The sequence below is a fragment of the Pseudomonas sp. S2_A05 genome, assembly GCF_054668485.1.
This window is the reverse complement of the sequence record NZ_CP162775.1, coordinates 1,403,763-1,425,398: the sequence shown is the minus strand read 5'-3', so window position 1 is coordinate 1,425,398 and position 21,636 is coordinate 1,403,763. Positions and strand designations below refer to the sequence as shown.

General features: G+C 62.1%; 15 protein-coding genes and 4 pseudogenes. 2 read left to right on the top strand and 17 right to left on the bottom strand.

Annotation, left to right across the window (positions count from 1 at the left end):
- Positions 1-110: 110 nt before the first annotated feature.
- The 17 genes and pseudogenes from AB4O12_RS06520 to AB4O12_RS06440 form a co-directional block, all read right to left on the bottom strand.
- Positions 111-800 carry a GntR family transcriptional regulator gene (locus tag AB4O12_RS06520; RefSeq protein ID WP_076563214.1) on the bottom strand — a complete coding sequence of 230 codons (690 nt, stop codon included), beginning with the start codon at positions 798-800 and terminating at the stop codon, positions 111-113.
- Between the two features lie 518 nt (positions 801-1,318).
- Positions 1,319-4,395 (bottom strand): annotated as a pseudogene (locus AB4O12_RS06515) (error-prone DNA polymerase).
- Entirely contained in the window at positions 4,392-5,807 is a 1,416-nt protein-coding gene (locus AB4O12_RS06510; protein WP_095179720.1) for a Y-family DNA polymerase, read from the bottom strand. The pseudogene AB4O12_RS06515 and the gene AB4O12_RS06510 overlap by 4 nt, the downstream one beginning before the upstream one ends.
- Positions 5,808-5,812: 5 nt before the next feature.
- Complete coding sequence (imuA, locus tag AB4O12_RS06505) at positions 5,813-6,430, bottom strand: translesion DNA synthesis-associated protein ImuA (RefSeq protein WP_041478676.1); 618 nt, start codon at positions 6,428-6,430, stop codon at positions 5,813-5,815.
- Positions 6,430-7,047, bottom strand: coding sequence for a transcriptional repressor LexA (gene lexA / locus AB4O12_RS06500; RefSeq protein WP_041478675.1), 618 nt, complete (start codon positions 7,045-7,047; stop codon positions 6,430-6,432). Before lexA ends, imuA begins: the two co-directional genes overlap by 1 nt.
- A 193-nt stretch (positions 7,048-7,240) precedes the next feature.
- A complete protein-coding gene (locus AB4O12_RS06495; RefSeq protein ID WP_122708003.1) occupies positions 7,241-7,519 on the bottom strand; it encodes a DUF971 domain-containing protein in 279 nt (92 codons plus the stop codon).
- Complete coding sequence (locus AB4O12_RS06490) at positions 7,516-8,478, bottom strand: HEAT repeat domain-containing protein (RefSeq protein WP_460060911.1); 963 nt, start codon at positions 8,476-8,478, stop codon at positions 7,516-7,518. The genes AB4O12_RS06495 and AB4O12_RS06490 overlap by 4 nt, the downstream gene beginning before the upstream one ends.
- Positions 8,475-9,323, bottom strand: a complete 849-nt coding sequence (locus AB4O12_RS06485) for an ABC transporter ATP-binding protein (protein WP_460060909.1) — start codon at positions 9,321-9,323, stop codon at positions 8,475-8,477. The genes AB4O12_RS06490 and AB4O12_RS06485 overlap by 4 nt, the downstream gene beginning before the upstream one ends.
- Positions 9,323-10,102 (bottom strand): ABC transporter permease, encoded by a 780-nt coding sequence (locus AB4O12_RS06480; RefSeq protein WP_460060906.1) that lies wholly within the window; start codon positions 10,100-10,102, stop codon positions 9,323-9,325. The genes AB4O12_RS06485 and AB4O12_RS06480 overlap by 1 nt, the downstream gene beginning before the upstream one ends.
- 446 nt (positions 10,103-10,548) lie before the next feature.
- Positions 10,549-11,972: pseudogene (locus AB4O12_RS06475) on the bottom strand (ABC transporter substrate-binding protein).
- Positions 11,973-12,183: 211 nt separating this feature from the next.
- A complete protein-coding gene (locus tag AB4O12_RS06470; protein ID WP_003225615.1) occupies positions 12,184-12,429 on the bottom strand; it encodes a 4Fe-4S dicluster domain-containing protein in 246 nt (81 codons plus the stop codon).
- 27 nt (positions 12,430-12,456) lie between these two features.
- Positions 12,457-14,187 carry a fumarate reductase/succinate dehydrogenase flavoprotein subunit gene (locus AB4O12_RS06465; RefSeq protein WP_460060903.1) on the bottom strand — a complete coding sequence of 577 codons (1,731 nt, stop codon included), beginning with the start codon at positions 14,185-14,187 and terminating at the stop codon, positions 12,457-12,459.
- Positions 14,184-14,936 (bottom strand): GntR family transcriptional regulator, encoded by a 753-nt coding sequence (locus AB4O12_RS06460; protein ID WP_056785156.1) that lies wholly within the window; start codon positions 14,934-14,936, stop codon positions 14,184-14,186. The genes AB4O12_RS06465 and AB4O12_RS06460 overlap by 4 nt, the downstream gene beginning before the upstream one ends.
- A 216-nt stretch (positions 14,937-15,152) precedes the next feature.
- Complete coding sequence (locus AB4O12_RS06455; RefSeq protein ID WP_442101731.1) at positions 15,153-16,118, bottom strand: Gfo/Idh/MocA family protein; 966 nt, start codon at positions 16,116-16,118, stop codon at positions 15,153-15,155.
- 9 nt (positions 16,119-16,127) lie between these two features.
- Positions 16,128-17,014, bottom strand: a pseudogene (locus AB4O12_RS06450) (Dyp-type peroxidase).
- Between the two features lie 74 nt (positions 17,015-17,088).
- A pseudogene (locus AB4O12_RS06445) lies at positions 17,089-17,825 on the bottom strand (DUF72 domain-containing protein).
- A 10-nt stretch (positions 17,826-17,835) separates the two neighbouring features.
- On the bottom strand, positions 17,836-19,623 hold the full coding sequence (locus tag AB4O12_RS06440; RefSeq protein WP_056785147.1) for a thiamine pyrophosphate-requiring protein: 1,788 nt from the start codon (positions 19,621-19,623) through the stop codon (positions 17,836-17,838).
- Between the two features lie 180 nt (positions 19,624-19,803).
- Here AB4O12_RS06440 and AB4O12_RS06435 point away from each other — a divergent pair, with 180 nt between their 5' ends.
- Together AB4O12_RS06435 and yghU are read left to right on the top strand one after the other, a co-directional pair.
- Positions 19,804-20,307, top strand: a complete 504-nt coding sequence (locus tag AB4O12_RS06435) for a cupin (protein ID WP_460060900.1) — start codon at positions 19,804-19,806, stop codon at positions 20,305-20,307.
- A gap of 229 nt (positions 20,308-20,536) precedes the next feature.
- Positions 20,537-21,376, top strand: a complete 840-nt coding sequence (gene yghU / locus AB4O12_RS06430; RefSeq protein ID WP_460060898.1) for a glutathione-dependent disulfide-bond oxidoreductase — start codon at positions 20,537-20,539, stop codon at positions 21,374-21,376.
- The last annotated feature ends 260 nt before the right edge of the window (positions 21,377-21,636 follow it).

Sequence of the window (21,636 nt, the reverse complement as noted above, 5' to 3'; positions counted from 1 at the left end):
GGTTTTCCGATCTATCGCAACGCTACAACGACGCGACGCCCGTGTGTTTCGAGGCCCTGAAAACGCATTGGTTTCATTGGAGGTATAGCCGATTTGCGACACAGAGCCATTCAGACGCCAATCAAGTGTTTGAGTGGGTGATAGCCGGTTTTCATTTTTGCAGCAACGTCGAGAATCGCCTTCTCGATTCCGTTGAGGTGCGTGCAGGTCAGCTCGATCGCGGCGCTCTGATTACCGGCCTCGATGTACTCGAGCAAACGCAGGTGTTCATCGTCGCGGCAAGCTTGATGACTGTCATCATCGAGCGCGGCGGCATACAGCGAAGCGCGCGAGATCAGCTTCTGGAACCAGTCGAGCAGCACCGGATTGTTCAGGCTGCGCGCCAGTTTGAGGTGGAACTCGCCGAGGAGATGGATCAACCGTTCATGGTCGCCGGCCGCATGGGCGGCATCTTCCAGTAACAAGTGCTCACGCAGATCCTGCATGGCAACGGTGTCTTTGCGCCGGCACAGTTCGGTGACGATGCCGATCTCGATCAACCGCCGGGTTTCGAACAGCGAACGCAGCTCTGCGTCACTGGGCAGCGACACCGATGCACCTTTGTTGGGCTCAGTGGTGACCAGACCATCGGCTTCCAATTGCTTGAGCGCAGCACGAACCGACGTGCGGCTGACATTGAACAACTCGGCCAGCGAGGCCTCACCCAGCTTCATGCCCGGGCGCAACGAACGCTTGCTGATCGCCGCGTAAACCCCTTGGTAGACGCGATCGACCGTGGTTTCCAGTTTCTTTTCGCTCATTCGAACACTCCTTTGGCGTCGGGCAATTCATCCTGGCAGTGGCTGGCCATGGAGATTGATCGGGCTCCCGTACCGGTGTGAAGCGCAGAATATCTGCCTTCGGCCCAAAGGTGCAGCCTTTTGATTTATCTCGATTTTGAATAAACAGCCAAAACCTGTGGGAGCGAGCCTGCTCGTGAAGGCGGCGGCACGTTTGACATCGTCATTGCCTGACAGTCCGCTTTCGCGAGCAGGCTCGCTCCCACACTGATACGGGGTAAATCCACCATCTTCATCGCAACCAAATTCCCTGTGGGAGTGAGCTTGCTCGCGAAGGCGGCGGCACAGTCAACATCGTCATTGCCTCAGACTGCGCTTTCGCGAGCAGGCTCGCTCCCACTCTGATACGAGGCAGATCGACCATCTTCATTGCAACCAAAATCCCTGTGGGAGCGAGCTTGCTCGCGAAGGCGGCGGCACAGTCAACATCGTCATTGCCTCAGACTGCGCTTTCGCGAGCAAGCTCTTTCCCACAAGGCTCAGTGGAAATCCCGGCTCTGCACATGAATGCCGTTGAGCAGCGGGCTCAGGTCGCTCATGCGCCCGGCGATCAGGTGGCGCACATCACCTTCGCGTTCCCAGCGGCCGTCGACCTTGAGCAATTGCGACCCCACCAGCACTTGGCGCTGCCGCTCGGCCAGGTCACGCCAGACCACCACGTTGACGTTGCCGAACTCGTCTTCCAGGGTCACGAACGTCACGCCGCTGGCCGTACCGGGGCGCTGTCGGCCGGTGACCAGACCGGCCAAGCTGACCGGCCGGCCATGTTCGATATCCATCAATTCCCGCGAGCTGCGGCAACGCCGGGCCTGCAACTCGCCACGCAACAACGCCAGTGGATGCGGCCCCAGCGTCGTCCCCACGGTCGAGTAATCAGCATGCAGGTCTTCGCCAACGCTGGGTTTGGGCAGGACGATTTTGACTTCCTCTTCGTTGGGCAGGCCGGCGAACAGGCCGAGTTGTTTCTGCACCCCGGCTACTTCCCAACGCGCACGATGACGATGCCCGGCCAGACCGCGCAAGGCGCCGGAGTCTGCCAGCAAGGCCTGCGCACGACTGTCGAGGGCGGCGCGCTCACCCAGGTCAGCGACATCGGCAAACGCCCCGTGTCGGCGCGCGGCTTCGATGCGCCGTGCGTCCTCTTCGCGAAATCCCTTGATCATGCGCAGGCCCATGCGAATCGCCGGTTGCCCGGCACTCAACGGTTCGAGGCTGCAATCCCAGTCGCTGGCGCGCACGTCCACCGGACGGATCTGCAATTGGTGCCGCCGCGCGTCCTGCAGAATCTGGTCCGGGCTGTAAAAGCCCATCGGCCAACTGTTGATCAATGCACAGGCGAACGCCGCCGGCTCGTGGCATTTCAGCCAGCAACTGGCGTAGGTCAGCAAGGCGAAACTGGCGGCGTGGGATTCGGGGAAGCCATAACTGCCGAAGCCTTTTATCTGCTCGAAGATCTGCGCAGCGAATTCCGGTGTGTAGCCGTTCTTTTTCATGCCGGCGGCGAGGCGCTCCTTGTGCGGCTCCAGTCCGCCATGGCGCTTCCACGCCGCCATCGAACGGCGCAACTGATCGGCCTCGCCGGGGCTGTAGTCGGCAGCGACGATGGCGATCTGCATGACCTGTTCCTGAAACAGCGGCACGCCCAGGGTTCTTTTGAGTACGACTTCGAGCGCTGGCGACGGATAGGTTTCCGCCTCTTCCTTGTTACGTCGGCGCAGGTAGGGATGAACCATGCCGCCCTGAATCGGCCCCGGGCGGACGATCGCCACTTCAATCACCAGATCGTAGAACGTCTGCGGTTTCAGGCGCGGCAGCATCGACATCTGCGCCCGCGACTCGATCTGAAACACACCGACGGTATCGGCGCGGCTGATCATTGCGTAGGTCGGTTTGTCTTCGGCGGGGATCGTCGCGAGCGTCAGGTTCAGATCACGATGCCGGCGCAGCAGGTCGAAGCAGCGGCGAATCGCACTGAGCATACCCAAGGCGAGAATATCCACCTTGAGCAGGCCGACCGCATCGAGGTCGTCCTTGTCCCATTGAATGATGGTGCGGTCGGCCATTGCCGCGTTTTCGACCGGCACCAAGGTGTCCAGCGGCTGCTCGGAAATCACGAAACCACCGGGATGCTGCGACAGGTGCCGGGGAAGCCGATCAGTTGCCCGGTCAGGCTCAGCACCCGGCGCAGCACCGGACTGTCCGGGTCGAAGCCACCTTCACGCAAACGTTCCAGCGGCGGCGTTTCATCGCTCCAGCGCCCGCAGCAATCGGCCAGCGCGTTGATCTGATCCGGTGGCAGGCCGAGGGCCTTGGCCACATCGCGCACGGCACCGGTGGCGTGATAGGTGCTGACCACCGCGGTCAGCGCCGCACGCCGCCGGCCATAACGGTTGAACACGTATTGCAGGACTTCCTCGCGGCGCTCGTGCTCGAAATCGACATCGATGTCCGGCGGCTCGTTGCGCTCTTTGGACATGAAGCGTTCGAACAGCAGCGTAGTACGATCCGGATCGATCTCGGTGATGCCCAGGGCAAAACACACCGCCGAGTTGGCGGCCGAACCACGGCCCTGACAGAGGATGTTCTGCGTGCGGGCAAAGCGCACCACGTCGTGCACGGTGAGGAAGTAGCTTTCGTAGCCGAGTTCAGCGATCAATTGCAGCTCGTCATCGATCTGCTTGAGCACCTTGGCCTGAGGCCCTTTCGGCCAGCGCCAGGCAATGCCCTCCTCGGTCAGATGACGCAACCAGGAACTGGCATTGTGGCCCTTGGGCACCAGCTCTTTCGGATATTGATAGCGCAGCTCGCTCAGATCGAAGGTGCAGCGCTGGGCCAGGTTGACCGATTCCTCGAGCAAGGCCGGCGGATACAATTCGCGCAGCACATCAAGGCAACGCAAATGCCGCTCGCCATTGGGATGCAGGCGCAGACCCGCTTCGGCCACGGGGACGTGATGACGGATCGCGGTCATGGTGTCCTGCAAGGCACGGCGCCCCCGGGCATGCATGTGCACATCGCCGCTGGCCACGGCTGGAGTCTGCAGCTCAGCCGCCAGAGCCAACAATGCCGCGAGCCGCTGCTGATCGTTCTGCCCGCGATGCAGTTGCACCGTGAGCCACAGGCGGTCGCCGAAGGTTTGTTTCAGCCAGCGCCCTTCTTCCCGGTCATCCACTGAATCCGGCACCCACAACACCAGCAAACCCGGCAGCGCTTCGGCGAAGTCTTCGCGCAGCACCTGATACTGCCCTTTCTGCGTACGCCGCCGGGCCTGGGTGATCAAGCCGCACAGGGCCTGATAACCAGCAAGGTTTTCCACCAGCAGTACCAGTTTCGGGCCGTTGTCGATGCGCACCTCGCTGCCGATGATCAGCGGCAACTCGACGGACTTTGCCGCTTGCCACGCACGAACGATGCCGGCCAGGGTACATTCGTCGGTGATCGCCAGCGCCTGATAGCCGTGCTTTTTCGCCCGCTGAAACAGCTCCAGCGCGCTGGAGGCTCCGCGCTGGAAACTGAAATTCGACAGGCAATGCAGTTCGGCGTAATCGGCACTCATGCGAACCAGCCTTGCAGCCACAGCGGGCCGCCCTCACCCACAGCGCGCCAGGCCCAGCCCTGCTGACCGGCGCGGTTCTGGATCAGGTAGTAATCACGCCGCACGTCGCCACCGTCCCACCAACCGGATTCGATGCGCTCCGGCCCCATGAGAATCCGCGCCGAACCTTCCGGCACGCTCTGCGGTTCGTTGAGCAGCCAGCCCGGGCGCTGGACGCTGGGCAAACCTGTGCAAGGCTGTTTGTCGACGCCATTCTGCCACGCGCACTCGGGGCGATGATCGGCCTGAAAGCGCAAGCCCTGCACCGCGTCATCACCCAGCCGTGCGCGCAGACGTTCGCGCAATTGCTCCCAGGGCAAGGTCTGCTGCGGGCGGTCGTCGAACAGTTCCTGATACTGCGGAACGAAACTCGGCAGGTCTTCGGCGCGCAAGCGAAAACCACGCACCGGCGCCTCGACCTGGACTTGCTCCAGCCGGCCACGGGCCAGTTCAAACAGCATCGCCGCGTCACGCTCGGCACTGAGCAGGCCGACCTTGATCACCGTGTCCGGCAGCCCTGCGTGTTCCAGATGCAGGTCAAAACGCTGCACGCCACTGTCGCGCCCACAGAGGAACGCCGACAGGTCGCCGGTCAAGCGCCGTAACGGGAACAGCAAGGCTTGATGGGATTGCACGTCGAAATTCAGTTCGATGCGGATATCGAAACGGTCTGGCGGCAGATAGAACGCCAGCGCCAGCGGGCGTGCGCCGAACAGCGTGTCGAGGTGCTTGAGCATCTGCGCTTCGAAACGCCGGGCCAGTGCCTGGCGTGGCAGGCTTTGCACCTGACTGAGATTGCGCAGGCCCATGCGCGACAACGCCGTGGCGACATTCGGCTCCAGCCCCACACGATCAACCGGCAATTGCCCGAGATGATGCTGCAAGGCTTCGCTGTCCGGCACCACCAGGCCATCGTAGGCATTGGCCAGCACTCGTGCCGCCACCGGGTTCGGCGCGGCGACGATGCGATGGCGAAAGCCCAGATCTTTCAATTCCTGGCGCAGGCGAGCTTCAAATTGCGGCCAGGTACCGAACAGTCCGAGGCTGGATTCGATCTCGAACACCACGGTACGCGGGTAATGCACGCTGACCTGCGCGCTGAAGCGATAGGCCCACGCGGCGAGAAACTGCTGCCAGTGCTCGACCTCGGCCACCTCGTAATCGGCGGTGGCAAAGCCTTTGCTCATGGCTTGCGCGGCGGTCATCGACATGCCGGGGCGCAGGCCGAGTTTGCGCGCCGCCGGATTTACCGCTTGCAGCACTCGGCGTTGGGCCGGACCGCTGAGCAGCACCAACGGCTCTTCAGGGTCGGGCCGCTGACGCAGCACAGCGTCGAGGGCCAGTTGCGGAAAGAGAATACATACCCAGCGCATGACGATCAGTGCCCCACGGCAAAGGCAATCGGCGCCGCACGCGCCAGCCCGCCACGGCATTTGAGTACGCGGAGTTGCGCCGGTTTGGCATCGATGGCTATGCGCAACGCTGCCGGTGACGGGTTGACCGCCTCGCTCAACGGGCGCCAGGCAAAGGCCAGGGTCTGGCCGGTTTCCGCCGCTACCTGCAAACGCCGCAAAGCCCGGTCGTCGGCCTTGTTCGGCCAGCACAGCACCGCGCCGCAACTGCCCGAGCGCAGACACTGCTCCGCCGCCCACAAGGCATCGCGTTCGCTGGCCTGAATCACCGACAACTGGCGCAAATCGACCCCGGCATTGGCCCAGGCCTGCGGGTACGGCACGAACGGCGGCGCCACCAGCACGATGCGCTCACCGGCCGCGGACAATCGCGCCAGGGTTGGCCAGACCAGTTGCAGCTCGCCGACACCAGGGCCGGCGAGAAGGATTTCGCTCAGCGCCGCTTCCGGCCAGCCGCCGCTGGGCAGAGCTGCGTCCAGTCCCGCATGCCCGGTCGGCTGCGGACTCGCCGCCGGTGGCGCAGGCCTGCCGCGCCAGACCTGGCCGCCATTGAACAGCGTATCCAACGCAACGACGGCGCCCATCAGCCTTGCCTCACCAGACCACAGAACACGCCTTCAATGGCCAGATCCTGATCATCACGCACGACAATCGGCTTGTACGCCGGGTTGCGCGGCAGCAGGCGCACTTCATCCCCGACCCGTTCGAAGCGTTTGATGGTGACTTCACCGTCCAGACGCGCAACGACGATCTGGCCGTTCAGCGCCTCGGGATTGCGCCGCACACCGACCAGATCGCCATCGAGAATGCCGTCTTCGATCATCGAGTCGCCCTGCACCCGCAGCATGTAATCCGGGGTGCGGGAGAACAGCGCCGGGTCGAGCAGCAAACGGTTATGGATATCGGCATCGGCGCCAATCGGCGCGCCGGCGGCCACACGACCGAGTACGGGGATCTCCAGCAGCTCCGGACGCGATGGCTGGCCGAGCAAACGAATGCCCCTGGCCTGATGCGGGTTGACCTCGATGAAACCGGCTTCCGTGAGCGCCAGCACATGCTTGCGCGCCACGCTGCGCGAGGCAAAACCAAAAGCCTCGCTGATTTCAGCGAGGCTTGGGGGCTGACCGTGCTCGGCGATGCGATCGCGGATAAAGGTCAGAATGGCGGTACGGCGGGGAGTCAGATTGGTCATGGAGTACATTTGTACTCCTGTGGGAAATGCCTGACAAGAACCGCCAGTCGGCGCAAGCCGACGCAAGCAGCTGCCGAAGGCTGCGATCTGATCGTTCCCACGCTCTGCGTGGGAATGCCTCAAGGGACGCTCCGCGTCCAGTGACGCGGAGCGTCACGGGCTGCATTCCCACGCGGAGCATGGGAACGATCATCGGATAAGGTCAGGAAGCCAGTTGCGCCAGGTACTCCCACGGATAAATCCCGCGTTGATGCCCGTCGCTGAACACCAGTTGCACACCATAACCCTGCGGGTTGAGTTCGATCAGGCGCACGCGATCATCAACCAGCGGCGTGACACCGCGCAGGCGAAATGCGCGGCATTGCGAGCAAGGGCATTGCCGGCGCAGATCGGCATGCTTGAGCAGCGATTCGCGCCCGTCCGGCCAGCTCAGGTGTAACGTGCGCTCACTCTGCGAGTTGCCCACCGACAGCGGAGTCATTGCAGCTGACTCAACGCGATGCGCACGGCTTTGCGCACTTCCGGGTCGCCGTCGTCCTGCGCTGCCTGCAACGCGGCCACGGCGCCGCGATCGTTCAACTCTCCAAGCGCCAGCGCGGCCTCCTTGCGCAGGTTGCTGATGCGGTGGCCGAGGGTGTCGATCAGCGCGTCCAGCGCCGGGACGAAACGCAAGCGGCCAAGGCTGCGAGCGGCGCGCAGGCGCACTTGCCAGTAATCATCGCTCAGCGCTTCGACCAAGGTCGGGCCGGCGTCGCTGTGGCCAACCTTGCCCAGTGTCGTCGCGGCTTCTTCGCGCACTTGCCAGGCGGGGTCGTGCAAGGCCTGGCTCAGCGCCGGCAACACTTCGGCGCCACTGGCCAGACCCAGCGCACCGGTCGCGGCGCGGCGCACTTCGGTGTCCGGGTCGTCGCTGGCCAGGCGCGCCAAGGCTGGCAGCGCGTCGAGCTGTTTGAGCCAGCCGAGCACGCCAACCGCTTCGCGCCGAACATGAGCATCGGCATCCTCCAATGCCGCGACGGCAGCCGGCGCGGCCTCGGCAAAGCGCAATTCTCGCAACGCCCGAAATGCGGCGATGCGCACACTGACATCGGCATGTTCGGTCCACGGCAGAATCACGCGCCCCGCCGCTGCAGTCTTGAGCAGGCTCAGGCTTTGCGCCGCTGCCGATTGCACAGCGGGCGACGTATCCGTCAGCGCTTCGCACAAGGCTTGCACGACCGCATCGTCCTCCCACGCTTCAAGCAATCGCGCAGCTTCAGCGCGAACATCCTCGGCAGGATCCTGACGAAGTCGATCAACCAGCCAGAGCAAGCCATCCGGTTCTTCGAGATCGGCCAGATCGATCAGGGCAATGCGCCGCACGCCAGCGTCTTCAGCCGTCAGGCGCGGATGCAGGGCGCGGATTTCATCGTTGTCGGTCACAGCAAAAATAGAGGTCATAAGGCAAATCGCGGCAAAGGGTTTTCAGGAGGCAGGCCGAGCGGATTGAGGCGCGGCAGCGGTCGGTCGTTGTCGTGGCGCAGCAGGTCGAGGCAGTGGCGCTTGAGGCGAGCGAATTCCGGGCTGGTCACCAGTTCGCTGGTGCGCGGACGCGGAAAGTCCAGAGGCAAATCTTCGATGATTCGCCCCGGTCGCGCGCTCATCACCAACAAGCGATCGGCTAGAAACAGCGCCTCGTCAATGTCGTGGGTGACGAAAACCACCGTGGTGCGGATGCGCGTCCAGATGTCCAGCAGCAGTTCCTGCATGTTCAGACGGGTCAGCGCATCCAGCGCGCCGAACGGTTCGTCCATCAGCAACAGTCGCGGGCGATTGACCAGCACCCGGGCGATTTCTACCCGCTGCTGCATGCCCCCGGAGAGCTGATCGGGCCAACGCTCGGCAAAGCCGTCGAGGCCGACCAGTTTGAGAATGTCGTCAGCGGCGCGATGGCGCTCAGCCTTGCCGACCCCGCGCATCTTCAGGCCGAAGGCGACGTTGTCGCGCACCGTGCGCCACGGGAACAGCGTGTGGTGCTGAAACACCATGCCGCGCTGCGGCGACGGGCCGGTCACCGCGCTGCCGTCGACTTTCAAGCTGCCGGTACTGGCATTCAAGTGTCCGGCCAGGGCGCCGAGCAAGGTCGACTTGCCGCAACCGGACGGGCCGAGAATGCACACGAACTGGCCGGATTCGATCTGGCAATCGAGGCCCTGCACCGCTTCGAAGGCTTCGCGGCCCTGGCCGAGGACGATGGACAATTGGCGGATGTCGATCCGCCCTTCCGGGGTTTGCATCACGCTCATCAGGCTTTGCCTCGCGGTCGATGCCAAGGCGTGAACAAGCCGCCCAGGCGTTTGATCAGCCAACTGCTGCCCATGCCCAACACGCCGATCAGGAGCATGCCGACGACATTGTCGGCGTAGTTCTGAATGGTGTAGGACTCCCAGGTGTAGTAACCGATGCCGAACTGCCCGGAGATCATTTCCGCCGTCACCAGACAGAACCACGACGTGCCCATGCCGATCGCCAGGCCAGTGATGATGCTCGGCGCAGCGCCCGGCAGGATTACTTCCAGCAGAATCGCCCGACGCCCTGCCCCGAGGCTCTTTGCCGAAGCGATCAGGCGCGGGTCTACAGCTTCAACGCCGTGCACGGTGTTGAGCAGGATCGGGAACAGCGCGCCAGTGAAGGTGATGAAAACCATCGACAACTCCGAGGACGGAAACATCAGGATCGCCAGCGGAATCCACGCCACGGCGGGGATCGGGCGCAGGACCTCCAGTGGTGGCAGCAGAATGTCTTCAGCCCATTTCGAACGGCCGATGGCCAGGCCCAGGGCGATGCCGAGGATCAACGCCGCCACGTAACCGGCGAAGACCCGGCCGAGGCTGCTGCTCAGGTGCTGCCAGAGTTTGCCGGAGTCGCCCAGGCCCAGCGCGGCTTCGATCACCGCCAGTGGCGTCGGCACGTTGGCAAAGGTCACCAGGCCGAGGTTCCAGTGGTGGCTGGCGGCGAGTTGCCAGAAGAGCAGGCAGAGCAGCAGTGAGGCGGCTCTTGATGTCCAGCGCAACGGTGTTTTCATAGTCCGGTTTCCAGTTCGGGTTCTGTGTGATGGCTGAGATTTACCCCCTCACCCCAGCCCTCTCCCCGAGGGGGCGAGGGGGAAAGGGAGCCGATTTGCGTGCTTTTCACGACCTGAGTTCGACTCGATATTTCACGTCGGCGTATCTCTCACCAACAACTCGGTCAGTCCCCTCTCCCTCCGGGAGAGGGTTAGGGTGAGGGGCTTTTGATCTCAGCGCTTGCAGACCTCAGTTCGACTCGGTAATTCACGTCGGCGTATCTCTCACCAACAACTCGGTCAGTCCCCTCTCCCCTCCGGGAGAGGGTTAGGGTGAGGGGCTTTTGATCTTCAGCGCTTGCAGACCTCAGTTCGACTCGGTACTTCACGTCGGCGTATCTCTCACCAACAACTCGGTCAGTCCCCTCTCCCTTTGGGAGAGGGTTAGGGTGAGGGGCTTTTGATCTTCAGCGCGCAGCAACAACCTGCGCAGTGGCATCGCTAAAGTCGAACACCTTGCCACCCTGCGCCGCAGCGTATTGCTGGGCCTGGCCCTTGAGCAGAAATGCGCTGAGTCGGCCCTTGGCGTCGCTGGCAAACCACGCTTGTTCGGCGAGCAACTTGATCCCGCTGTCACTGGCCTGCGCATACACCGCACGAATGTTCCTGCCCTCCTGCTTCAACCCCGCCAGCGCGGTGAACGCCGCTTCAGCCGAGCCATAACGGCGGACTTTTTCCTCACCGCGCACCCAGATTTCCGCGACATGGCTGACGTCGGTGATGGCATTGCCCGTCGCCGCATCCACGCCCGGCAATGGCGTCTGCGCGTAGTTGGCCAGTTGCGCGGTGTAATCGAGGTTCGCAGCCTTGAAGGCGGCGCGGATGTACTGGTCGTCGATGAAGTTGTTCAGGTCGAGCCCGCGATCGGCTTTCTTCAGCAGCTTCAAGGTATCGATGGCGGTACCGACAGCCTGGCGGTATTCAGGTTTCCAGCTCAGGTCGCGGGTCTGTACGCCGAGCGGGCCGTGAAACAGGTAGTTGACCTCGGCATCGACCCCGGTGACTTTGGCGATCAGTTCGCTGTACTTCTCGGGTTCGGCGGCAAGCAGTTGGTTGGCTTCGATGCTCGCGCGCAAATAGGCGACGACGATTTCCGGGTACTTCCGGCGTAGGCCTGATCCACCAGTGCGCCATGGAAAGTCGGCGCGTTGGCCTGGGCGCCGTCGTAGATCTTGCGGGCGAAACCACGGCTCGGGAACAGCTCGGCGAACGGCACGAAATCGGCGTGGGCGTCGATCTTGCCGGCCTGCAATGCCGAGCCAGCGACTTCCGGTGGCTGGGCGATGATGTTGACATCCTTGAGCGGGTCCCAGCCCTGCTCTGCCACGGCACGCAGCAACATGCCGTGAGCCGTCGAGGCGAACGGCACCGAAATGGTCTTGCCCTTGAGTTCGCTCAGGCTTTGCACCGACGAAGCGCTCGGCACGACGATGCCATTGCCGCTGCCCTTGATGCTGCCCGACAGCACGCTGATGAACAGGCTGTGCTTGCCCGCTGTTTCGAACGCCACACCATTGAACGCACCGGGGAAATCGGCCATGGCGCCAAAGTCGAGCTTGCCGGCGACCATCTCGTTGGTCAGCGGCGCGCCACTGGTGAAATTCTTCCATTGCACGTCGTACTTCGCGTCTTTGTAGGCGCCATCGTGGGGCAGGTATTTTTCCAGCAGCCCCAGTTCCCTGATCAACAGGCCACCGGCGGCGCAGTTGATGGTGGTGTCCTGAGTGCCGATGGCGATGCGGATGGTTTCGGCCGAGGCCGACAAGGTGAATGAAGCCAGTACCAGACCGGCAAGTGCTGCACGCAACATGAGTGTTTCCCCTCGAATCATTTGTTTGAAGTTCGTCTCCGCCGCGATCGGGGCGCGGTGGGAAACGAGGGGTGTTTTGCATTCAGCGTCCGGGGTTCACCGGATGGCTATTGGATAATCACAATTGCAATGTGGGAGCGAGCCTGCTCGCGAAGGCGGCGGGTCAGTCACCATCATTGTTGAACGAACGATTGCTTTCGCGAGCAGGCTCGCTCCCACAATGGATTTGGGGTCAACGCAACAAATAGGGGATGTCGACCTTCACCGCCCCAGTCGGGCAATCCTTCTCGCACGGCATGCAGTACCAGCATTCATCGAACGCCATGTAGGCCTTTTGCGTGGCCGGGTTGATCGCCAGCAGGTCCATCGGGCAGACGTCGACGCACACGGTGCAGCCCTTTTCGGCGATGCATTTGTCCTCGTCCACGGTGACCGGGGCGTTGGAGCGGAAGAAGATTTCCTGAGCTTGATAAGCCATGGTTCGGACTCTCTTTCTAGTGATGCATCAAGCGGCGAAGGCGCCGACCCGCAGGCAGTCATAGGCCTGCATTTCCTCGGCATCGAGCGGAATGATGTAAGGCTCGACGGCTTTCTTGAAACTGGTCATCTGGCCGTCCTCGCCCTTCTTCAGATGGCAATGGCAGAACCACTCGGCGTCGTTGCGTTGCGGGTGATCGACGCGATAGTGGTACAAGCCCCAGCGGCTTTCGGCGCGGAACAACGACGCGCGGGCGGCCATTTCGGCGCAGTCGCGGATCACGCTGGTTTCCATCGCTCGCATCAGTTCGTGAGCGTTGTTGGCTTTCATCTGCTCAAGATCGCGTTCGATGTCGCTGAAACGCTGCAGGCCGATCTGCATCTTCTTGGTCACTTTCGGCGGTTGCAGGTAGTCGTTGACGAAGCGGCGCAGCTTGTATTCCACCTGCGCCGGTGGCAGGCCGTGTTCGCGGTCGAGCGGCGCGTAGACCCGGGCTTTTTCCTTGGCGATCTGCTCGCTGTCCAGTGCGGAAAACTCGCGGCCGGCGACAAAGTCTGCGGCGTTGTGCCCGGCGAACCAGCCGTAAGTGAACGCGCCAAGCATGTAATTGTGCGGCACCGCAGCCATGTCGCCGGCCGAATACAAGCCTTTCACTGAAGTCTCGGCACGCTCGTTGACCCACACGCCGGACGCCGAGTGGCCGCTGCAAAAGCCGATTTCCGAAATGTGCATTTCAACCATCTGCGTGCGGTAGTCGGTGCCACGGTTGGCGTGGAACTGGCCACGGCTCGGGCGCTCATTGCTGTGCAGGATTTCCTCGATGTTCTGGATGGTTTCCTCGGCCAGGTGATCGAGTTTGAGGAACACCGGACCGTTGCCGCTCTCCAGTTCCTGATGGAATTCCCACATCATCTGCCCGCTCCAGTAGTCGCACTCGATGAAGCGTTCGCCCTTGTTGTTGGCGGTGTAGCCACCCAGCGGGCCGGTGACGTAGGCACAGGCCGGGCCGTTGTAATCCTTGATCAACGGGTTGATCTGAAAGCACTCGAGATTGGCCAGTTCGGCGCCGGCGTGATAGGCCATCGCGTAGCCGTCGCCCGCATTGGTCGGGTTTTCGTAGGTGCCCATCAGGTAGCCCGACGACGGCAGGCCGAGGCGCCCGGCCGCGCCGCAGGCGAGAATCACTGCTTTGGCCTTGATCACATGGAAGTCGGCGGTGCGGCAATCGAAGCCCATCACTCCGTTGATCGCGCCCTCCTCGTCGGTCAACAAACGCGTGCATACCAGGCGATTGGTGATGCTCACCCGCGCACGTTTCAACTGCCGATACAGGACTTTCTTGATGTCGTGCCCTTCCGGCATCGGCAGCACATAGGCGCCCATGTGGTGGACCTTTTTTACCGCGTAGTCACCGGTCTCGTCTTTCTCGAACTTCACGCCCCAGCGGTCGAGTTGTTCGATGGTTTCACAACTGTGCGTCGCATAGGCGTAGACCGCCGCCTGATTGACGATGCCGTCGTTGGCGATGGTGATTTCCTTGGTGTACTGCTCTGGCGTCGAGTGGCCGGGGATGATCGCGTTGTTCAGGCCGTCCATGCCCATGCTGATCGCGCCGCTGCGCTTGACGTTGGCCTTGTCGACCAGCAAAACGCGCAAATCGCGGTTCTTCTCTTTGGCCTTGATCGCCGCCATCGGCCCGGCCGTACCGCCGCCAATCACGACGATGTCGTATTCCTGTTCTAGAACGTTGCGGGTCATGCCTGCTCCCCTTTTTGCCGGTCGATCCGCAGGCGGTACTGGAACGCATCGCCACGGTAATAAAGATGTTCGAAGTCCAGCGGCTGGCCGTGGGCATCGTGGGTCAGGCGCTCGATGCGCATGATCGGCGAGCCCGCTTCGACGCTGAGTGCCTGGGTCAGGTCGCTGTCGGCCAGCACCGCATCGATGGCCAGATCGGCGTGGCCGAGGGCGATGCCGCAGTCGTTTTCCAGAATCAGAAAGATGTCGCGAGTGACCAGATCGGCCTTCTCCAGCCGCTCGCCGACGTCTTTGGGCAGGTAGGTGATTTCCAGCGAGATCGGCTCGCGGTTGATCAGGCGCACGCGTTTGATCTGCGCGACGATTTCACCCTCGGCCACCTGCAGACGCTCGGCCACACGCTTGTCGGCCGGAATGAATTTGAAACTGCGCAGGCGGTTGATCACTTCATAACCGCGCCCGGTCATCGACTCGGCGAGGCCTTGCAGGCTGCTGACGTTCTGAAAGGTTTTCGGCTTGGCGACGAAGGTGCCCTTGCCATGGATTTTGAAGATCAGCCCTTCTTTCTGCAGATCGCCCAAGGCCTGGCGCACGGTGATGCGGCTGACTTTGAACAGCGCACCGAGTTCGCTTTCGGAAGGCATTTGACTGTCTTGCGGGTATTCACCGTCGAGAATCCGCGCACGCAGAACGTCGCGCAGTTGGGTGTGCAGCGGAACGCTACTGAGGGAGAGAACGTTATCGGTCATCACGGGATCACTTGTCATAACGAGTTATGACGTGATCTTAGAGATGTGATGCCGAGGTTGAGAAATACTGTTTGGGCATAACCTTAGATGCGTGTTGCGCCGGCAAAACCTGTGGGAGCGAGCCTGCTCGCGAAAGCGGTGTGTCAGTCACCCAAGATACTGACTGACAGAATGCTTTCGCGAGCAGGCTCGCTCCCACAGGGGATCGTGAGCTATTCAGCGTTTGAGTATCCGGTCCATGACCCAGTCGGTCTTGACGGCTTGCTCGGCCACGGCGGGATGCTGTGAATCACCACGAATATGCGCATTCATCCCCAGCACGTGATGCCACTGGATATGCTCATGGTGGGCGATTTCCAGGCTGATCTGCTCGTCGGCAAACAGCTGCACCGGATGTTCATCAAACACCGAAAACCCGATCCGCCCTTTGCTGCCGATAATCTCGACGCGATCCTCACGGCGGTCCGCAACAAAGTTCCAGCAGCCCATGCCCAGCGCTCCGGAAGCGAACCGCCACGTGGCGCTGACCGCATCTTCGGCGGCGTACAGACCCGCCTGACGCGCGGTGAAACCGGCGACCTCAACGATGTCGCCAAGCAGATACTGGAACAGGTCCAGGCCATGGCTGGCCAGGTCGGCAAAGTAGCCGCCGCCAGCCACCGCAGGGTCGGTGCGCCAATTATCGCGACCCTCAAGATCAGCCGGCGACGGCGCTTTGGTCAGCGTCCAGCTCATATGCCGGACATCACCGATGCGGCCCTCCTCCAGCCAATGCCGCACCTGGGCAAAGCGCGGTAGCGAGCGGCGGTAATACGAGACGAACAAGTGCAGACCGGCAGCGACAAACGCTTGCTGCATCTCGCGGCTTTGCCCGGCGTTGAGCGCCATGGGCTTTTCCACGCAGCAATGCTTGCCGGCGGCGGCGACTTTCAGGCTGTAGGCATGGTGGCTGTCGGGCGGCGTGGCGATGTACACCGCGTCCACCTCGGGATCGTTGATCAGCGCATCGACATCGGTGTAGACGCGACTAATGCCGTGGCGCGCAGCGTAGTCGGTCACCGCTTCGAGGCGACGGCCCATTACCGCAATCAGCGCCGAACCGGGCGCCTTGTAAAAGGCCGGCCCGCTCTTGCGTTCAGCGACGCTACCGCAACCGATCATGCCCCAGCGCACCACGTTCATCTTCAGTCCTCAGCCGATGCGCAACGCGCGCAGATCAAGGCGTCCGTCCTTGAGCGGCGGGCACCAGTAGTAGCCGCCGGTGATTGGTCGGCTGATCTGATACAAGCCATCGGCAATACCGTCCTCCAGACCGCTCATGCGCCGCAGCTGTGCTTCGAAGGCATCCAGCGAAAAGCCGAAGGCGAGGAACATCAAACCGGCACGATCGCCTTCGATCCACGGCATCGAACGGCGCACCACGAACGCTTCCGGCGCGAAGCTTTCCTGCGCGGTGCGTTTCACGTGGGCGGAGATCGGCGCGTCGTCGATTTCTTCGTTATCGCTCAAGCGCCGCCCCATGATGTCGTCCTTGGCCCCGGCAGACAGGCGATGAAAACCCTTGAGATCGTGCTGCCATTGCTGGATCGCGGCGAAGCTGCCACCGACCAGCCCGTCCGCGCCGGAGCTCAGCAGCGCGGCAGCCACAGCGGCGTCATCGTGGGGGTTTTCCGTGCCGTCTTCGTAACCGGTGAGGTCATGGCCCTCCATGTGGCGGAAGGCTTCCTGCATCTCGACCAGACGCAAGGCCGGGGCCAGCGCGGCTTCGATAGCGTTGCAGCGGTTGAGCAGCTCACCACGGTCGACACCGTGCAGCCAGATCCACAGGGCATGCTGGGTCGACGGGTTATTCACGCCAACGCCGGTCAGCGCCGGGAAGCTGCGCAGGCCAGCGATTTCGACATTCAGCGCCTTGGTCAACGACTCACCAAAGCCAACCACCGCCGACTTGCCATCCACCAGCATCAGCAGGTTGTCGATCGCTTGCGGCAAGGCTTCAACCGACGCCAGGGCGAAAAACAGATGACGTGCTTGCGCAGGAACAGGGTAGCGAGAATGCCCGGCTGGTAGTAACTCATGTGAACTCCTTGAAAAAGTGCGCGGAGTTTACCTGTAGCCGGATCGTTTGTGTGGGTAACGAGAGCGTCGTCGTTCAGCGTTCACCGCCTTCGATCAACGCCCTCAATGCCAGCGCATCGGCGGTGGCGGCACCGCTGGCGGTGTTGTCGAAGATGCACCAGATGTCTCTGCCGTCGGCCTTCGCGCGCCGCAGGTTCTGAGCGAGCTGTTGCAGATAAGCCGCTTCATAAGCGCTGTGATAAATCCGTGGCGAGCCGTGCAGGCGCCAATACTGCAGGCCTTGCCATCCACCCGGCGCGGTGTCGCTGCTGATCCGCGAGGGATCGACCACTGCCTGGGCAATCTGCAAATCCACCAGCATTGCCTCTGCCTCAGTCCACGATTCGTGTCGTGGCTCAAGCACCACACTGCCTTTGTACCGCTCGCGCAGGGCACGAAAAAACGCCTCGGCCACCGGAGCATCGAAAGCAAGTTTCGGTGGCAGTTGCACCAGCAGGCAGCCGAGTCGATCACCCAAGCCCGGCACTGTCCGAGAAACTCATCGAGCGCGGCCGCGCTGTCCGCCAGCCGCTGTTCATGGGTGATGAGCTTCGGCACTTTCACGGCGAAGCGAAAGTCCGGCGCCACCGAATCAGCCCAGCGCTCGTAGGTCTGACGCCGATGCGGGCGGTAGAACGAGCTGTTGATCTCCACACAGTTGAAGCGCGCGGCGTAGCGTTGCAGGTGCGTGCCCTCGGCGGGGAATGCCGGCCAGTGCTCGCGGCCGAGACTCCAGCCGGCGCAACCGATAAAGATCGCTGGCTCGTTCAAGCGCCCACCGTCATTTTTTCCCGGGCAACACGGCGCCGAGCACCTGCTTGGCGGTCTGCACAATCACCCCGGCTTCATCCGGATCACCCTTGAGCAGGGTCGTGGCGAACTTCTTCGCTTGCTCAAGCTTGATGTGCGGCGGCAGCGGCGGCACGTTCGGGTCGGTTTTGAACTCGATCAGCACCGGCACTTCCGAGGCGAGTGCCTGTTCCCACGCAGCGGCGACCTCTTCTTCACGATCAACAAAAATGCCCTTGAGGCCAATGGAGATCGCGAACAGGTGATACGGCACATCGGGAATGCTCTGCGACGCTTCGAACTTCGGATCGCCCTCCATCACCCGCTGCTCCCAGGTAACCTGGTTGAGATCCTCGTTGTTGAACACCGCGCAGATCCATTTCGGGCTCTGCCATTGCCGCCAGTATTTGGCGACGGTGATCAGCTCGGCCATGTTGTTCATCTGCATCGCGCCATCGCCGACCAGGGCAATGACCGGGCGTTCCGGGTAGGCAAATTTCGCCGCGATCGCATACGGCACCGCCGCGCCCATCGAGGCCAGACCACCGGACAACGAGCATTTCATGCCGCGACGGATTTTCAGGTCACGGGCGAACCAGTTGGCGCAAGAGCCGGAATCGCTGGTGATGATTGCCTGCTCAGGCAAGCGCGGTGACAACTCGTAGACCACTCGTTGCGGGTTGACCGGATCGGCTTTGGCCATGGCGCGTTTTTCCAGGGTTTTCTCCCAGCTGCTGCGCCAGCCTTCGATCTTCTTGCGCCATTTGTTCGAGGTTTTCTGTTCCAGCAATGGCAGCAACGCGGCAAGAGTTTCCGCTGAATCACCGACCAGATTGACCTCCATCGGATAACGCAGGCTGAGCATGTCCGGCTGCAGATCGATTTGAACCCCGCGCGCCTGGCCTTCCTTGGGCAGAAACTCGGAATACGGGAAGCCCGAACCGATCATCAGCAAGGTGTCGCATTCGCTCATCAGCTTGTAGCTGGGCTCGGTGCCAAGCAGGCCGATGCTGCCGGTCACCCACTGCAAGTCATCGGGGAGTGCCGCTTTGCCGAGCAGAGCCTTGGCGACACCGGCGCCAAGTTTTTCCGCCACGGCGATGACCAGATCGGTCGCCTCCAGCGCACCGGCACCGACCAGAATCGCGACTTTCTCGCCGCTGTTCAGTACCTCGGCGGCGCGTTGCAGATCGGCTGCATAAGGAACGACTTTCGGCTTGCTGTAGCCGACGCCGGAATGCGCGGTGCCATGGGCGCGCGCCGGTTGTTCGTAAGGCAGATCCTGCAAGTCATTGGGCAGAATCAGCGCGGTGACGCGGCGCTCGCCGACCGCAGTACGCACCGCACGATCAAGCAGATGGCGCACTTGCGACGGCGCCGAAGCCTGCTGCACAAAAGCCCCGGCGACATCCTTGAACATCGACACCAGATCCAGCTCCTGCTGGTAGTGACTGCCCAGCGCCGTCCGCGCCTGCTGACCGACAATGGCCAGCACCGGCATGTGGTCCATGCGCGCATCGTAGAGGCCGGTGATCAGGTGCGAAGCGCCGGGACCGGAGGTGGCGATGCACACGCCCAGCTCGCCGGTGAACTTGGCGTGGGCCGAGGCCATGAACGCAGCCATTTCCTCGTGCCGTGCCTGAACGAATTCGATCTTGCCTTTGGTCCGGCTCATGGCGCCGAACACGCCGTTGATGCCATCCCCTGGATAGCCAAAAATCCGCGTCACGCCCCATTCGCTGAGCCGCTCAACCAGAAAATCACCTACTGTCATCGTCATCTTGACCCTCGCCATTTACCGCTGCATGGACATGTAAGGGTCTGGACAGCCCGGTGCGCGATGAAGTTTCGCTGGATTTTCCGGGCATCAACATCGGCGCCGTGTTTGCGCGGCAATGATTTTTTGAGGCGTGCGCCCTGCTCTGTGGTCGATTGAGAAATGATCGAAGGAGGATGGGCCATGACTGAAGTACAAACCCTGCTGCTTCAACGCAATGACTGGGTGCCGAACAATCCGCGTCTGCCAGTGCTGATCTACCGCAGCGCGGTTGCCGTTGAAGGCGACGATCCCGCGGCGCGCTTCGAGCAGACCTTCGGCGCCAATGGCTGGCCGGCGCAGTGGCGCTACGGCATTTATGACTATCACCACTATCACACTGAAGGCCACGAAGTGCTTGGCGTGGCGGCCGGTCAGGCGCGGTTGATGTTGGGCGGGCCTGATGGGCAAGTCGTCGACGTCAGTGCCGGGGATGTGTTGTTGCTGCCGGCCGGAACCGGGCATTGCAATCTGGGCTCGAGTGAGGATTTTCTCGTGGTGGGTGCTTATCCGCCGGGGCAGCAGGCGGATATTTGCCGGGCCGCGCCAAGTGGTGCGCAGTTGGCGCGGATCGAGGGGCTGGCGTTTCCTGAGACAGATCCGGTGCAGGGAGTCGGGGGTGCGGTTGGGCGGTATTGGAGCCATTAGGCGCGGCGACCCTGCCGACGCTTTCGCGAGCAGGCTCGCTCCCACAATGAATACGGGTGAACCCTGTTTCTCTGTCCAATACATACCCTGTGGGAGCGAGCCTGCTCGCGAAGGCGGCAGATCGGTTTACATCATTCAATATGAATAACCGCACTCACCGCTGGCACCCGCCGGAAATTTTCCCTACGGTGTCTACCTGTTCTCTCCCAGCATCGACGAGGTCCGTTTCATGAGCAATGCGTCTTACGTTCCGCCCAAGGTCTGGAAACACGAAGCCCCGTCCGGCGGCCACTTCGCCAGCATCAACCGGCCGATCGCCGGGCCGACCCATGACAAAGAGCTGCCGGTCGGCAAGCATCCGCTGCAACTGTATTCGCTGGCCACGCCCAACGGCGTCAAGGTCACCATCATGCTCGAAGAGTTGCTCGCACTCGGGCACAGCGAGGCCGAATACGATGCGTGGCTGATCCGCATTGGCGAAGGCGATCAATTCTCCAGCGGTTTTGTCGAGGTCAACCCGAACTCGAAAATCCCGGCGCTGCTGGATCGCAGCGTCGAGCCACCGATCCGGGTGTTCGAATCCGGCTCGATCCTGCTGTATCTCGCGGAAAAGTTCGGCGCGTTGCTGCCCAAGGATCCGGCCGGTCGTACCGAAACCCTCAACTGGCTGTTCTGGCAAATGGGCTCGGCGCCGTACCTGGGCGGCGGTTTCGGGCACTTCTACGCGTATGCGCCGGAGAAGCTCGAATACCCGATCAACCGCTTCACCATGGAAGCCAAACGGCAGCTGGATGTGCTCAACCGCCGTCTCGCCGACAACGCCTATCTGGCCGGCGACGATTACACCATCGCCGATATCGCCGTATGGCCCTGGTATGGGCAACTGGTGCGCAACAACGTTTACTCGGCGGCGGAATTTCTCGCCGCTCATGAGTACAGCCATGTGCAGCGCTGGGCCGAAGAAATCGCCAAGCGGCCAGCGGTCATCCGTGGGCAGCGAGTGAATCGCACCTGGGGTGATGAAGACAGTCAGGTGCCGGAGCGGCATGAGGCGAAGGATCTGGACTGATTTCAAAAAAACCGCATAACCCTGTGGGAGCGAGCCTGCTCGCGAAAGCGGAGTATCAGACAACGCATCTGATGAATGACACACCGCCTTCGCGAGCAGGCTCGCTCCCATTTGCGTCAGAAGGCCATCGAATCCAATTGTGAAAAAATCATTAACTAACTGACTCGTACGGGTTTATTCCCCCGGTAACTTCCGACATACTAATGCGAATAATTCTTACATGCACTCGCATTAGTTTCGTTTGGGTAAATCTTGGGGAA

Coding starts and splice junctions, on each gene's coding strand:
- AB4O12_RS06520 (WP_076563214.1), bottom strand. CDS start 800: ATGAGCGAAAAGAAACTGGAAACCACGGTCGATCGCGTCTACCAAGGG.
- AB4O12_RS06510 (WP_095179720.1), bottom strand. CDS start 5,807: ATGCGCTGGGTATGTATTCTCTTTCCGCAACTGGCCCTCGACGCTGTG.
- imuA (WP_041478676.1), bottom strand. CDS start 6,430: ATGGGCGCCGTCGTTGCGTTGGATACGCTGTTCAATGGCGGCCAGGTC.
- lexA (WP_041478675.1), bottom strand. CDS start 7,047: ATGTACTCCATGACCAATCTGACTCCCCGCCGTACCGCCATTCTGACC.
- AB4O12_RS06495 (WP_122708003.1), bottom strand. CDS start 7,519: ATGACTCCGCTGTCGGTGGGCAACTCGCAGAGTGAGCGCACGTTACAC.
- AB4O12_RS06490 (WP_460060911.1), bottom strand. CDS start 8,478: ATGACCTCTATTTTTGCTGTGACCGACAACGATGAAATCCGCGCCCTG.
- AB4O12_RS06485 (WP_460060909.1), bottom strand. CDS start 9,323: ATGAGCGTGATGCAAACCCCGGAAGGGCGGATCGACATCCGCCAATTG.
- AB4O12_RS06480 (WP_460060906.1), bottom strand. CDS start 10,102: ATGAAAACACCGTTGCGCTGGACATCAAGAGCCGCCTCACTGCTGCTC.
- AB4O12_RS06470 (WP_003225615.1), bottom strand. CDS start 12,429: ATGGCTTATCAAGCTCAGGAAATCTTCTTCCGCTCCAACGCCCCGGTC.
- AB4O12_RS06465 (WP_460060903.1), bottom strand. CDS start 14,187: ATGACCCGCAACGTTCTAGAACAGGAATACGACATCGTCGTGATTGGC.
- AB4O12_RS06460 (WP_056785156.1), bottom strand. CDS start 14,936: ATGACCGATAACGTTCTCTCCCTCAGTAGCGTTCCGCTGCACACCCAA.
- AB4O12_RS06455 (WP_442101731.1), bottom strand. CDS start 16,118: ATGAACGTGGTGCGCTGGGGCATGATCGGTTGCGGTAGCGTCGCTGAA.
- AB4O12_RS06440 (WP_056785147.1), bottom strand. CDS start 19,623: ATGACGATGACAGTAGGTGATTTTCTGGTTGAGCGGCTCAGCGAATGG.
- AB4O12_RS06435 (WP_460060900.1), top strand. CDS start 19,804: ATGACTGAAGTACAAACCCTGCTGCTTCAACGCAATGACTGGGTGCCG.
- yghU (WP_460060898.1), top strand. CDS start 20,537: ATGAGCAATGCGTCTTACGTTCCGCCCAAGGTCTGGAAACACGAAGCC.